The 11637-nt window shown below is 67.2% G+C and carries 14 protein-coding genes; 7 read left to right on the plus strand and 7 right to left on the minus strand.

Translation table 11 applies throughout. The features are described 5' to 3' along the window. The first annotated feature begins 2 nt into the window (after positions 1 to 2). A complete protein-coding gene (locus tag EPO41_RS09165) occupies positions 3 to 1286 on the plus strand; it encodes a PepSY-associated TM helix domain-containing protein (RefSeq protein WP_296323606.1) in 1284 nt (427 codons plus the stop codon). A 15-nt stretch (positions 1287 to 1301) separates the two neighbouring features. Here the strand turns inward: EPO41_RS09165 and EPO41_RS09170 are convergent, their stop codons facing one another. The 3 genes from EPO41_RS09170 to EPO41_RS09180 form a co-directional block, all read right to left on the minus strand. Beyond that, entirely contained in the window at positions 1302 to 1664 is a 363-nt protein-coding gene (locus tag EPO41_RS09170; protein WP_296323608.1) for a DMT family protein, read from the minus strand. Positions 1665 to 1672: 8 nt separating this feature from the next. After that, positions 1673 to 2638 (minus strand): tripartite tricarboxylate transporter substrate binding protein, encoded by a 966-nt coding sequence (locus EPO41_RS09175; RefSeq protein ID WP_296323613.1) that lies wholly within the window; start codon positions 2636 to 2638, stop codon positions 1673 to 1675. A gap of 81 nt (positions 2639 to 2719) precedes the next feature. Then, positions 2720 to 4153, minus strand: a complete 1434-nt coding sequence (locus tag EPO41_RS09180; RefSeq protein ID WP_296323618.1) for an amidase — start codon at positions 4151 to 4153, stop codon at positions 2720 to 2722. Positions 4154 to 4229: 76 nt separating this feature from the next. Here EPO41_RS09180 and EPO41_RS09185 point away from each other — a divergent pair, with 76 nt between their 5' ends. From EPO41_RS09185 to EPO41_RS09195, 3 genes are read left to right on the plus strand one after another with little or no spacing between them, the layout of a single operon-like run. Further along, on the plus strand, positions 4230 to 4967 hold the full coding sequence (locus tag EPO41_RS09185; RefSeq protein ID WP_296323621.1) for a TSUP family transporter: 738 nt from the start codon (positions 4230 to 4232) through the stop codon (positions 4965 to 4967). Next, positions 4964 to 5164 carry a hypothetical protein gene (locus EPO41_RS09190; RefSeq protein ID WP_296323624.1) on the plus strand — a complete coding sequence of 67 codons (201 nt, stop codon included), beginning with the start codon at positions 4964 to 4966 and terminating at the stop codon, positions 5162 to 5164. Before EPO41_RS09185 ends, EPO41_RS09190 begins: the two co-directional genes overlap by 4 nt. Then, entirely contained in the window at positions 5161 to 5976 is an 816-nt protein-coding gene (locus EPO41_RS09195) for a crotonase/enoyl-CoA hydratase family protein (RefSeq protein ID WP_296323626.1), read from the plus strand. The genes EPO41_RS09190 and EPO41_RS09195 overlap by 4 nt, the downstream gene beginning before the upstream one ends. Before the next feature lie 90 nt (positions 5977 to 6066). Here the strand turns inward: EPO41_RS09195 and EPO41_RS09200 are convergent, their stop codons facing one another. After that, entirely contained in the window at positions 6067 to 6879 is an 813-nt protein-coding gene (locus EPO41_RS09200; RefSeq protein WP_296323629.1) for an enoyl-CoA hydratase-related protein, read from the minus strand. Between the two features lie 17 nt (positions 6880 to 6896). On the opposite strand from EPO41_RS09200, the gene EPO41_RS09205 reads away from it, so the two are divergent. Further along, positions 6897 to 7919 carry an alpha/beta hydrolase gene (locus EPO41_RS09205; RefSeq protein WP_296323632.1) on the plus strand — a complete coding sequence of 341 codons (1023 nt, stop codon included), beginning with the start codon at positions 6897 to 6899 and terminating at the stop codon, positions 7917 to 7919. Position 7920: 1 nt separating this feature from the next. Here EPO41_RS09205 and EPO41_RS09210 read toward each other — a convergent pair whose 3' ends face one another. Then, positions 7921 to 8412, minus strand: a complete 492-nt coding sequence (locus tag EPO41_RS09210; RefSeq protein WP_296323635.1) for a GFA family protein — start codon at positions 8410 to 8412, stop codon at positions 7921 to 7923. 56 nt (positions 8413 to 8468) lie between these two features. On the opposite strand from EPO41_RS09210, the gene EPO41_RS09215 reads away from it, so the two are divergent. Together EPO41_RS09215 and EPO41_RS09220 are read left to right on the plus strand one after the other, a co-directional pair. Beyond that, entirely contained in the window at positions 8469 to 9257 is a 789-nt protein-coding gene (locus EPO41_RS09215) for an SDR family NAD(P)-dependent oxidoreductase (protein WP_296323637.1), read from the plus strand. Further along, complete coding sequence (locus EPO41_RS09220) at positions 9254 to 9628, plus strand: lysozyme inhibitor LprI family protein (RefSeq protein ID WP_296324397.1); 375 nt, start codon at positions 9254 to 9256, stop codon at positions 9626 to 9628. The genes EPO41_RS09215 and EPO41_RS09220 overlap by 4 nt, the downstream gene beginning before the upstream one ends. Here EPO41_RS09220 and EPO41_RS09225 read toward each other — a convergent pair. Together EPO41_RS09225 and EPO41_RS09230 are read right to left on the minus strand one after the other, a co-directional pair. Beyond that, positions 9618 to 10508 (minus strand): DMT family transporter, encoded by an 891-nt coding sequence (locus EPO41_RS09225; protein ID WP_296323641.1) that lies wholly within the window; start codon positions 10506 to 10508, stop codon positions 9618 to 9620. The two genes, EPO41_RS09220 and EPO41_RS09225, sit on opposite strands and share 11 nt — an antisense overlap. Continuing rightward, positions 10505 to 11578: an LLM class flavin-dependent oxidoreductase gene (locus EPO41_RS09230; protein WP_296323643.1), complete on the minus strand. Its 1074-nt coding sequence runs from the start codon at positions 11576 to 11578 to the stop codon at positions 10505 to 10507. The genes EPO41_RS09225 and EPO41_RS09230 overlap by 4 nt, the downstream gene beginning before the upstream one ends. Between the last annotated feature and the right edge of the window lie 59 nt (positions 11579 to 11637).

The following is an 11637-nucleotide window of genomic DNA, read 5'->3' on the forward strand; positions in this document are numbered from 1 at the left end:
CGATGGCGCAGGGGCCGAAGCCGCGGCGGCGCACGTTTCGCTACTGGCTGCAGCAGATCCATCTTTGGATCGGGCTCATCCTGCTGCTGCCGCTGGTGATGATGGGTATCACCGGCGCGGTGCTGGTCTATGCTCACGATATCGAGCACCTGCTGGGCCAGGGCGAGCCCGAAGTGAAGACGGCGGGCGAATGGCAGTCGGCGGGGCGGCTGATCGAAGCCGCCAGGGCCGCGAACAGCGAACCCGGCCGCATACCCATCGCGGTGCGCTGGCCCGTCGAGGTCGGCGAGCCCGCGGCGGTACGCCTGTCGCGACCTGGCATGGCGGGTGAGCGGCCGCAGTTCCGGGGCGGGCAACAAGGGGCAGGCCAGCAATCGGGCCACCAGGCGCAGGGCCGCGTGCCGACGCAGAGCCCGTTTGCCGGCAGCCTGCAGATCATGATCGATCCGGTGTCCCTGCAGGTCCTCGAGACGCAGCAGGCCATGACCGGGTGGGTACGCTTCTTCCACGACCTGCACGGCCATATATTCATCCCCGGCGGGCTCGGCCGCGAGATCGTGGGCTGGCTCGGCGTGGCGATGCTCGTGCTGGGTTGTTCCGGCCTCTATCTGTGGTGGCCCAAGCCCGGGCAGTGGAAGGCGGCCTTCATGGTCCGCCGCAAGGCCAAGGGCCTGCGGCTGAACCGCGAGCTGCATGGCGCGGTCGGTATCTGGTCGCTGGTGCTCTTCATGCTGGTGAACTTCACCGGCGTCTATCTCGCCTTCCCGCAGCAGATCTCGGCGGCGATCAATCTCGTGTCGCCGGGCCGCGACATGCGCGCGGCCATGTTCCAGGCCCGGGTCGAGCCGATGCGCGGCACACCGGCGATGGGCGTCGACGAGGCGGTCGAACTCGCGAAGGCGCGCGTGCCCGGCACACGCTTCCTCAACGCCTTCCTGCCGACCCGGCCCGACCAGGCGCTGCGCGTCGGCCTGGTGCGGCCCGATCATCGGGAGGGCGCCCCCATCGTCACGGTGATCGTCGATCCCTACCGCAAGACCGTGGTCGATGTGTTCGATCCGCAGGCCATGTCGACCGGCGAGAAGATCGTCGCCTGGCAGCGGGCGCTGCACTACGGCATCGGACTGGGCGGCGTCTACAAGTTCTTGGTGTTCGTGTCGGGCGTCATCATCCCCATCTTCGCCGTCACCGGCTTCCTGATGTGGTGGATCAAGCGCCGCAATCGCCGCGCCGGCGAAAAAGCCCGGCAGGCCATACTGCGGGCCGCCGGCCAGGCGGCAGAATAGGCGAGCGGCCCTCCCTCACCAGGACGGCAGCGGCCCCTTGAAGATGAAGAAGGCGCCGCCGCAGATCAGGGCGAAGCCCACCAAGTGGTTGGAGGTGATTCGTTCGCCGAGATAGAGGACAGAGAAGGCGGCGAACACGGTGAGGGTGATCACCTCCTGCATCGTCTTGAGTTCGGCCGCCGAGTAGACCTCGTGGCCGTACCGGTTGGCCGGAACGGCGAAGCAGTATTCGACGAAGGCGATGCCCCAGCTTGCCACCACCACCAGCCACAGCGGCTTGTCGGTGAACTTGAGGTGCCCGTACCAGGCGAACGTCATGAAGACGTTGGACACCAGCAACAGGACGATGGGCGTGATGGTGGCGGGCAAGAAGGACATCGAGCTGACTACTCCGGTTTGATCTGAAGCTTCTTGATGAGCGGCACGACCATCTTGTCCTCAGCGTCGAACATCGCCGCGGTCTCCTGCGGCGTGGTCGGATAGGCCTCGGCCGTGAGGTCGGCGAAACGCTGGACGACGGCGGGATCCTTCAGGACCTTGACCATTGCCTCGTTGATCTTCGCCACTACTTCCGGCGGCATCTTTGCCGGTCCGAACAGGCCGGTGAAGGTCGCGAAGGTGAAGTTCTCGAGGCCCTTCACGCCGCTTTCCTTCATGGTCGGCACGTCGGGAAGCTGCGGCACGCGCTTGTCGGAAGATACTGCGATGGCGCGCAGCTTTCCCGACTTGATGTTGCGGATGGCGGCGTTGAGCTGATCGACCTGGGCCGGCACCTGGCCCGCCATCACGTCGATCATGGCAGCGCCCGATCCCTTGTAGTGGACCAGCGTGTACTTGGTGCCGGTGGCCTCGCCGATCAGCTCGATGGCGAGGTGGTTGGTGGTGCCGACGCCGGAATCGGCCACCGCGAACTTGCCGTCCTTGCCCAGGGCAATGAAGTCGGCCAGCGTCTTGATCGGCGAGCTGGGCGGCACGACGAGCACGGCCGGCACGCGTTGGATGTGAGTGATCGGCGTGAAGGCGGTGCGCCAGTCATAGGGCGCGTTGCCGTAGATGGCGGGCACGGCAACCAGCGAATTGGCGGAGACGAGCAGGCTGGTCCCGTCCGGCGCTGAGCGGGCGACGATGTCGCTGCCGATCATGCCGCTGGCGCCGGCCTTGTTCTCGACGATGACGGTGGTCCCCGTCACCTCGCGCAGCTTGTCGGCGATGATGCGCGCGGTGACGTCGATGTTCCCGCCCGGCGCATAGGGCGCCATGATCTTGATGGGCTTGTCGAAAGTCTGCGCCAAGGCCGTTCCCGACCCCAGCGCGAGCCCGGCAAGGGCTCCTGCGATGGCAACCAGACGCATTGATTCCTCCTGTTCATGTTTGGGAGGAGCCTAGAAGAACGTCCGGGGCCGCGCAAAGCTCCCAGCCCGCGCTGCGGAGGCTCAGAGCGCCGGCGGCCGGTGCTGCGCCCAGGGCCTTGCGGCTTCGAGCAGGGCGCCCATCCGCAGCACGTCGGTCTCGGCGCCCCACTTGCCCACGACCTGGACGGAGGTCGGCAGGCCGTCGGTGCCGAAGCCCGACGGATAGGCGCAGGCGGGATGGCCGGTCAGGTTGAACGGGTATTGGTAGGAGGTCCAGCCCTGTCGGGTGATGCCGCACTTCACGCCGTCGATCACGACCTCGTCGTTGGCGGCGTCGTGCGTCACGTCGAGGGCGGTGCGCGCATTGGTCGGCATGACCAGGAAGTCGTAGCGCTCGAACAGCGTTTGGATCTTGCGGAACAGCGCGGTGCGCGCGAACTGCGCGTTGCGGAAGTCCGCCAGGGTGAACTTGGCGCCGCGCTCCATGAAGGCGAGCGTCACCGGATCCATCTGGTTCTGCCACTTCGGCAGGTACTGCGCGCAAAAGACGGCGAAGTTCGCCTGGTACAGCACCCGGCCTTCGTATTCGATCCAGTCGATCTTGTCGGTGACCTCCTCGACCTCGGCGCCCATCGCTTCCCAGGCGGCGAGCGCGGCAAGGGTATTGGTGCGCACGTCGGCGGCCACGCGGGGATTGGCGGTGCGCTCGATGTAGCCGATGCGCACGGCGGCGAGGTCGTTGCCCGAGAGTTTCGGCGACAGCGGCTTCTGCGCGCTACCGGACAGGGTCCACGGATCCTTGTCGCTGGGGCCGACCAGCACGGAATGCATGATTGCGGCATCGGTGACGGAGCGCGCCAGCGGCCCGGCATAGACGTTGTTGCCGTAGGCATCGCGCGTCGTGTCGTAGGGCACGGCGCCCAGGGTGGGCTTGAGGCCGACCAGTCCCGAGCACGAGGCGGGACCGCGCACGGAGCCCGCGCCATCGGTGCCGAGCGACAGCGGGCCGAGGCCGGCCGCCACTGCCGCCGCGCCGCCGCCGCTCGAGCCGCCCGGCGTGCGTTCGAGATTCCACGGATTGCGGGTGACGCCGAACGGGCCGTCGGTCAGGCCCTTCACGCCGAACTCGGGCGTCGTTGCCTTGGCGAAGATGACGGCGCCGGCCTTGCGCAGGCGCTGCACCAGCAGATCGTCTGCAGCCGCCGGGCCGTTGCCCTCGAAGATCGCCGAGCCGTGCCGAGTCGGCACGCCCTCGACATCGACCAGATCCTTAACGCTGATCGGCACACCGTGCAGCGGTCCCAGCGCTTCACCGCGGGTGACGGCTTCCTCGGCTTTTTTCGCCTCGCGCTTCGCTTGGTCGACCATGACCTCGCGGAAGCAGTTGATCCTGGGGTTGGCCCGCTCGGCGGCCTTCAGCACCGTGTCGAGATACTCGACAGGCGAAAGCTTCTTCGCGCGGATGAGGGCGGCTGCCTGCACGGCAGGGGTGAAGAGAAGATCTGTGTCGGTCATGGCACGCACACTAGCTCATCCTCGACACGGTCTGCACGCTGCGCTACGCCCGCTGCCGATGTTTTCGCTTCCCGTAATGGCGGCGCTCGCGGTCGTGGCCGTCGTGACGTCGTTCGTCTCCGGCATCTTCGGCATGGCGGGCGGGATGCTGCTGATCGGCTTCCTGCTGCTGTTGCTGCCGGTGCCGGTCGCCATGGTGTTCCACGGCGTCATCCAGATCGCGGCCAACGGGTGGCGCGCCTGGCTGTGGCGACGTCACGTGAACTGGAACGTCGTGCTGCAGTTCGGCGCCGGCGCCGCCTCCTCGCTGGTGGTCTTCTCCTTCTTCGACTTCGTGCCGGACAAGGCGCTGGTGCTGATGGCCGTCGGGCTGACGCCGTTCATCGCCCTCGCGGTGCCGCAGCGCATCGCGCCCAACATCGAGCGCGGCGGGCAGGCCTTCCTGGCGGGCGCGATCGGCGGCGCCATCCAGCTCGTCTCGGGCGTGACCGGCCCGCTGCTCGACATCTTCTATGTCCGCACGGGCATGACGCGGCAGGTCAACGTGGCGACCAAGGCGGCGGCGCAGGTGCTGGGGCACCTGACCAAGGTGCTCTACTTCGCGATGGTGATCGAGGGCCCGGCCGGGCGCGACCTCGAACAGTGGCTGGTCATGGGCTACGCCGCGGTCTTCGCTGTGGTCGGGACGACCCTGTCGCGCAGCTTCCTCGACCGCATGTCCGACAAGCAATTCTATCACTGGACGCGCCGCGTGATCCTGGCGCTCGGCGCGGTGTACATAGGGCAGGGACTCTGGCTGATGGTGACGCGATGAGCGACGTGAAGGATCAGGTTCGGGCGCTGCTCGACCGGCTGCCGGACGACTGCACCTTTGCCGACGTGCAGCGCGGCATTGCGGTCATGATGTGGCCCAAGCGCGCGGATGGCAGCCTGGAGCCGCCCAAGCGCGTGGATCCGGAGGAAGTGAAGCGCCGCCTGCGCGACTGGATGAAATCGGAGGGAGAGAAATGAAGGACCGCGTCTCGATCGACTTCAAGGACGGCGTCGCCGACGTCCGCTTGATCCGCGCCGACAAGATGAACGCGCTCGATCCGGCGATGTTCGAGGGCATCATCGAGGCGGGCGCCAGGCTCGCCACCATGCCGGGCCTGCGCTGCGTCGTCCTGTCGGGCGAGGGCAAGGCCTTCTGCGCCGGCCTCGACATGGGCAGCTTCGCCGCGATGAAGGCGGCCGAAGACCAGGGGGGCGACGCGGTTCCGGGCGTGCGCGACCTCACCAAGCGCACCCATGGCATCGCCAACCGGCCCCAGCAATGCGCCTGGCTGTGGCGCGAGCTGCCGGTGCCGGTGATCGCCGCCGTCCACGGCGTGGCGTTCGGCGGCGGGTTCCAGATCGCGCTGGGCCCGGACATCCGCTACGCTACTGCAGATGCCCGCTTCTCGGTGATGGAGATCAAGTGGGGCCTCGTGCCCGACCTCGCCGGCACGCAGCTCATGCGCCATCTGGCGCGCGAGGACGTCGTGCGCGAGCTCACCTATACCGGCCGCATCTTCAACGGCGTCGAGGCCCGCGAGATGGGCTTCGTGACCCGCGTGGTCGAGGACCCGCGCGCGGCGGCGCTGGAGACGGCGCGCGAGATCGCCTCCAAGAGCCCCGACGCGATCCGCGCCAACAAGCGGCTGCTCAACGCCGCAGTGGCGACCGATGCGGCTTCGGGCCTGATGATGGAGTCGGTGGAACAGCAGAAACTGATCGGCTCGCCCAACCAGCTCGAAGCCATCATGTCCAACCTGCAGAAGCGCGCCGCGAACTACAGGGATTGAGTTCCTCATTGGAGCGCGCCACTCCAGTGGCGCTCATGCCTTCATCGACGAAGAGCGCCACTGGAGTGGCGCGCTCCAATGAGAGTCTCTTCAGCGCCCCGTAAACACCGGCTTGCGCTTCTCGACGAAGGACGCCACCGCCTCCTTGTGGTCGGCGGTGCGCGAGGACTGGACCAGGCGCTCGGCCTCGCGATAGTGCGCGTCCGAGTAATTGATGTGCAGGGCCTCGTCGAGATTGTCCTTCATGTGACGCAGCGCGACCCTCGGCCCTTCGGCCAGCGACTTGGCGAAGGCGAAGGCCTCGTCCTGCAACTTGGCGTCGTCGACGACGCGATTGACGAGCCCGATCTGCTCGCAGCGCTCGGCACCGACCTTCTCGGAGGTGAACATCAGCTCGCGCGCCCGCATTGGGCCAACGGTGCGCGTCAGCAGCCAGGAGATGCCGTAATCGCCGGACAGGCCGATCTTGGCGTAGCCGGTGGTGCAAAAGGCGGACTTCGCGGCGATGCGGATGTCGCAGGCGAGCGCAATGGCGAGGCCCGCGCCGGCCGCGGCGCCGGGCAGCGCGGCAATGGTCGGCTTGCGCACGGCGACCAGCGCACCCGTCAAATGCGTCTGGCGCCAGCGCAGGTCGGCGAGCCGTTCCTCGTAGCTCATCTGGCCGCGCGGGCCGCGGCCGCCCATGCCCTTCACGTCGCCGCCGCTGCAGAAGGCGGTGCCGGCGCCGGTGATCAGCAACGCACCCACCGCATCGTCGTCGCCACGCGCCCTGATCTGGTTGCGCAGCGCCTCCGTGAGGCCGGGCGACATCGCGTTGCGCGCCTCGGGGCGGTTCAGCGTGATCAGCGCGACGCCGTCGCGGACGCTGCACAAGAGTTCGGTTGTGCCGGTATCGATTTCCATGTGACCTTCTCCTTGCCATGACATTCCCGGTCACCGAACACACCGTCAAGACCGCCCGCCATACGACGGGCTATCTCGCCTGCGGAGCGAAAGACGCCCCGCTGCTGATCTTCGTCCACGGCTGGCCCGAACTGTCGCTGTCATGGCGGCACCAGCTTCCGGCGTTTGCAGCCTTGGGGTTCCGCTGCATCGCGCCGGACATGCGCGGCTACGGCCGTTCGAGCACCTATGCGCGGCACGAGGATTTCGCTCAGGAAGAGATCGTGGCCGACATGGTCGAGCTTCTCGCGGCACTCGGCCGCGACAGAGCGGTGTGGATCGGCCACGACTGGGGCAGCCCGGTCGTCTGGAACATGGCGGCGCATCATCCAGAGAAGACAGTGGGCGTGGCGAGCCTGTGCGTGCCCTATCTGCCGACTGGCTTCACGCTCGACACCGTCGTGCCGCTGGTCGACCGCGCGCTCTATCCCGAAGCGCAGTTCCCGGCCGGACAATGGGACTATCAGTTCTTCTACGAGGAGAGTTTCGACAAGGCCTGTGCAGGATTCGATGCGAACCCGCTCAACGTGGTGAAGGCGCTGTTCCGCAAGGGTGACCCGACGCGGGTCGGCAAGCCGGCGCCGACCTCGATGGTGCGCCGCGCCGGCGGCTGGTTCGGCGGCAGCGCCTGCCCCGACATACCGCGCGATCCCGACGTACTGACCGAGCAGGACATGGAGGCTTATGCGGCCGCGCTGACCAGGAACGGCTTCTTCGGACCTGACTCCTGGTACATGAACCACAAGGCCAATCGCGCCTACGCGAAGCGCGCGCCGAATGGCGGCCGGCTGGACATGCCGGTGCTGTTCCTGCACGGCGCCTATGACACGACCTGCGAGACGATGACCTCGAAGCTTCCCGAACCCATGCGGCAAAGCTGCGCCGACCTCACGGAGGTCGTCGTGCCATCAGGCCACTGGATGGCGCAGGAGAAACCTGTCGCGGTGAACGCGGCCCTTGCGAAGTGGCTGGCGACGAAGCTGCTCGACTACTGGGCCTAGGTCAGAGCGCGCTCTTCGCCCTCAATGTCGCAAGCCTTTCGAGGCTCTCTTTCGGCCAGAGTTCGTTGCGGTCGTAGTACTCGTCCACGGCCGGCACGCCGGCGGGAAGCGCCACCCAGGGCTGCTTGCTCATGGTGAAGATGTGGACATCGGGCGGCAGCCGGTCGGGCTCGTCGAGCGTGCCGACTCGAACGAAATGGACGGTCGGTCCGGCGCCGGCATAGTTGCTCCACACCGCGATGCGGCATCTCGGGCAGCGCGCGATCCTCTGGCCCTTGCCGCTCAAGGTCGGTGTGTCGATTACTTCGATCTCGCCGGCCAGCCGCTCGACCCGGTCCGCCTCGATCATCGCGTTCATCGCAAACGCTGTCCCCGAATCGCGCTGGCACCAGCGGCAGTGGCAGCAATGCACGAACAGCGGCTTCGAGGTGAGCCGGTAGCGCACGTGGCGGCAGGTGCAGCCGCCGTCCAACGTCTCCGTCTTGCTGGTCATCGCCTTCGTCTCCCGGCTAAGGTCCGCGCCTGAAATCATCTGGGTGGAGAGTAGACATGGCCGGGCGGCTGCAGGGCAAGGTGGCGGTGGTGACAGGCGCGGCGCCGCGGGGCGAGGGTGTCGGCAACGGCATGGCGACGGCGCTTCTCTTTGCGAAGGAAGGCGCCAAGGTTGTGCTGGTCAACCGCAGTGCCGAGCGCGCGGAGGCGTTGGCCCGGCAGATCAAGGGTGAGGGCGGCGAGGCATCGGTGTTCGCCGGCGACGTGGCACAACTCGACGTGGCCGAGGCGATGGCCGACTTCGCGATGGAGACGTATGGCCGGCTCGACATCCTGCACAACAACGTCGGCATCGGCGGGCCGGGCACGCCCGAGACGGTGACCCTCGAGACCTGGAACAAGGTGCTCGAGGCCAACCTGACGACGACCATGCTCTGCACCAAATCGTGCCTGCCGCGCATGAAGGAAGGCGGCGGCGGGTCGATCATCATGGTCTCGTCGATCGCCGGCGCGGTCGGCCTGATGGGCAGCGCCGGCGCGGTGGCCTATGCGACGGCCAAGGCGGGCCTGCACGGCTTCACCATGTCCGTCGCGGCCGACTATGCGACGCAGAACATCCGGGCGAACTGCATCATCGTGGGGTCGGTGCACACGCCGATGGTGGCGCATCTCGGCGCCGAGGCGCGCGACCGGCGCAAGAAGATGGTGCCGATGCAGGTCGAGGGCACGGCGTGGGACATCGCGCACGGCGCGGTCTATCTCGCCTCCGACGAATCGCGCTGGGTGACGGGCGTGATGCTGCCGATCGACGGCGGCCTGGTGGCGTTGCGGGCGTGGCCACGATGATCCGGGGGCTGATCGCGCTGCTCTTGGTGGTCGTTGCCATGCCGGCCGCCGGCGTCGCGCAAAGCCAGATGGAACTCAATCAGCAAGCGGGTGCGGCCTTGAAGGAAGCCGACCGGCAGTTTAATGCCGTCTACACGAAGCTGCGGGCGCGTCTCGGGCCTGAAAGCCGCGCGCGTCTCCAAACAGCCGAAGAGGCATGGCTCCGCTTCCGCGACAAGGAATGCGAGTTCATCGGCGGTCCGACGACCGGCGGTTCGATCAACGGCATGATCATCGCCTATTGCCAGGAACGCCTCACCCTCGTGCGCGTGAAGGACCTCGAAACCCAGCTCAATTGCCAGGAAGGCAATCTGTCCTGCGTCAGGAACTAGAGGCCGCCCGCCGCTCGTGGTGCCAAGTGTAGAGACCAGAGGCCACGATCACGGCGGCGCCCGCAAGGGTCCAGTGGTCGGGGATGTCGCCGAACACGATGGCCCCCAGGATCGTGACGAAGACGAGCAGCGTGTAGCTGTAGGGCTGGACCGAGCCCGCCTCGGCATAATCCAGCGCCTTGATCAGCGCGTAGTGCGCCAGCGCCCCCAGCGAGGCAATGGCGAGCAGCAGCGCCCAGCCCTTCGCGTCGGGCCAGATCCATTGCCACGGGCCGACCAGGGTCGTGGCGCCGAAGGCCACGAAGGCCGACCAGACGAGGGTCGTGTCCGGCGTATCCGTGCGCGAGCAGAGGCGGATCAGGATCTGGTAGGCGCCCCACAGGATGGCGCCGGCGAGGGGAATCAGAAGTGTCCAGTCGAGTTCGCGGAAGCCGGGGCGCACGATCAGCAGCACGCCGACAAAGCCTGCGCCGACGGCCGCCCAGCGCGCAGGCCCGGCCTTCTCGCCGAGGGACAGCACGCCGAGCGCGATCACGATCAGCGGGGAGGTCGCGGCGATCGCATGGGTGTCGGCGAGCGGCAGGTAGCGGAAGGCCAGCACGAATACTGCGCTCTCGATCACCGCCAGCAGGGCGCGGCCGAGTTGCAGCCACGGCCGGTTCGAGCGTGCGGCCGTGCGCAGGCCGCGGCGGCGCACGACAGCCCAAGCGAAAACGCAGAAGACGGCGTAGCGCACCCACATCATCTGGCCGATCGGGTAATCGGCCACCATCCACTTGGTGATCGTGTCCATGCTGGCGAAGCCCAGCATGGCGAGCATGGTGAAGATCGCGCCGCGTGACGTGTTGCTGCGGCCGATGGGAGCCGCCTGCGGCGTCATTCCGCGGCGGCGACGCGCTGCGCCGGGGGCCGGAAGGCGGGGATCACGCGCTCCGCGAAGAGCTTCAGGCTCTTCATCGTTTTCTCGCGCCCGTAGTAGGGCGGATAGTGCAGCAGCAGCGAGGTCATGCCGGTGCGCGCCTGCATTTCCCGCAGCTTCGCGATGACGGTTTCGGCGGAGCCGTGCAGCAGCGTGGTGTTCAGCAGGTCGTCGTAGCTCAGCTGGTTGCCTTTCTCCGAGACCGATCCGAGATAGCCCGCGGTGCCGGTGCCACCGAAATGCGCGATGTGGCGGACGATCGCCTCCTCGGTCTCGGCGCGCGCCTGCGCATCCGTGTCGGCGATGTAGACCCAGCGCGCGATGTCGATCTGGCCGGCGCCGGGATTTTTGGCGCGCTCGGCCGAGGCGGTCGCGAGCTCGCGCTTGTAGAGCGCGGTCTGCGCCGCCAGCGTCTCGATGCCGGGCAGGGTCGACAGCATCAGGCCGAAGCCGTTGCGGCCGCAATAGCCGATCGAGCGGTCGGTGCCGCCGGCCATGAAGAGGGGCGGATGCGGCATCTGCACGGACTGCGGCAGCATCTCGTAGGGCTCCGCGACGGTGCCACTGAAATACCTGCCCTTGTGGTCGTAGCGATGACGATGGAAGGCATCGAACATCAGGCCGACAGCTTCCTCGACCATGTCGCGGCGGCTCTCGAAATCCTTGCCAAGGCCGACGAACTCATAGGGTCGGTAGCCCGAGCCGATGCCCAGCATGACCCGGCCGTTCGACAGGATGTCGACGAAGTTGGCGTTCTCGACGACGCGGATCGGATCGTAGAGCGGCAGGGTGATCACACCGGACGCCAGCTTGATGCGGCTGGTCTTGGCGGCGAGGTAGGCCATGTAGGCGAAGCAGTCCGGCATGATACCGTAGCCCGTCGAGAAATGATGTTCGGCGATCCAGGCGGTGTCGTAGCCCAGCCGCTCCGCCTCGATGATCTCGTCCGTCGTGCGCGCATGCACGGCACGATGCGGATAGGGCTCTTCCTTCGGATTGGGATGCGAGGTGAAGAGGATGCCGAATTCCATGCCGTTTCCTCCAGATTCATTCGTGTTTGTGGCAGCATTCTTCACCACTTGAGTGCCGT

The organism is Reyranella sp. (genome assembly GCF_004297265.1).
Taxonomy (GTDB): domain Bacteria; phylum Pseudomonadota; class Alphaproteobacteria; order Reyranellales; family Reyranellaceae; genus Reyranella.

Excerpts from the sequence above, each read along its gene's own strand:
- EPO41_RS09230 (WP_296323643.1), bottom strand. The coding sequence starts at position 11,578 with ATGGAATTCGGCATCCTCTTCACCTCGCATCCCAATCCGAAGGAAGAG.
- EPO41_RS09190 (WP_296323624.1), top strand. The coding sequence starts at position 4,964 with ATGAGCGACGTGAAGGATCAGGTTCGGGCGCTGCTCGACCGGCTGCCG.
- EPO41_RS09225 (WP_296323641.1), bottom strand. The coding sequence starts at position 10,508 with ATGACGCCGCAGGCGGCTCCCATCGGCCGCAGCAACACGTCACGCGGC.
- EPO41_RS09205 (WP_296323632.1), top strand. The coding sequence starts at position 6,897 with ATGACATTCCCGGTCACCGAACACACCGTCAAGACCGCCCGCCATACG.
- EPO41_RS09185 (WP_296323621.1), top strand. The coding sequence starts at position 4,230 with ATGGCGGCGCTCGCGGTCGTGGCCGTCGTGACGTCGTTCGTCTCCGGC.
- EPO41_RS09195 (WP_296323626.1), top strand. The coding sequence starts at position 5,161 with ATGAAGGACCGCGTCTCGATCGACTTCAAGGACGGCGTCGCCGACGTC.
- EPO41_RS09215 (WP_296323637.1), top strand. The coding sequence starts at position 8,469 with ATGGCCGGGCGGCTGCAGGGCAAGGTGGCGGTGGTGACAGGCGCGGCG.
- EPO41_RS09170 (WP_296323608.1), bottom strand. The coding sequence starts at position 1,664 with ATGTCCTTCTTGCCCGCCACCATCACGCCCATCGTCCTGTTGCTGGTG.
- EPO41_RS09210 (WP_296323635.1), bottom strand. The coding sequence starts at position 8,412 with ATGACCAGCAAGACGGAGACGTTGGACGGCGGCTGCACCTGCCGCCAC.
- EPO41_RS09180 (WP_296323618.1), bottom strand. The coding sequence starts at position 4,153 with ATGACCGACACAGATCTTCTCTTCACCCCTGCCGTGCAGGCAGCCGCC.
- EPO41_RS09175 (WP_296323613.1), bottom strand. The coding sequence starts at position 2,638 with ATGCGTCTGGTTGCCATCGCAGGAGCCCTTGCCGGGCTCGCGCTGGGG.
- EPO41_RS09200 (WP_296323629.1), bottom strand. The coding sequence starts at position 6,879 with ATGGAAATCGATACCGGCACAACCGAACTCTTGTGCAGCGTCCGCGAC.
- EPO41_RS09220 (WP_296324397.1), top strand. The coding sequence starts at position 9,254 with ATGATCCGGGGGCTGATCGCGCTGCTCTTGGTGGTCGTTGCCATGCCG.
- EPO41_RS09165 (WP_296323606.1), top strand. The coding sequence starts at position 3 with ATGGCGCAGGGGCCGAAGCCGCGGCGGCGCACGTTTCGCTACTGGCTG.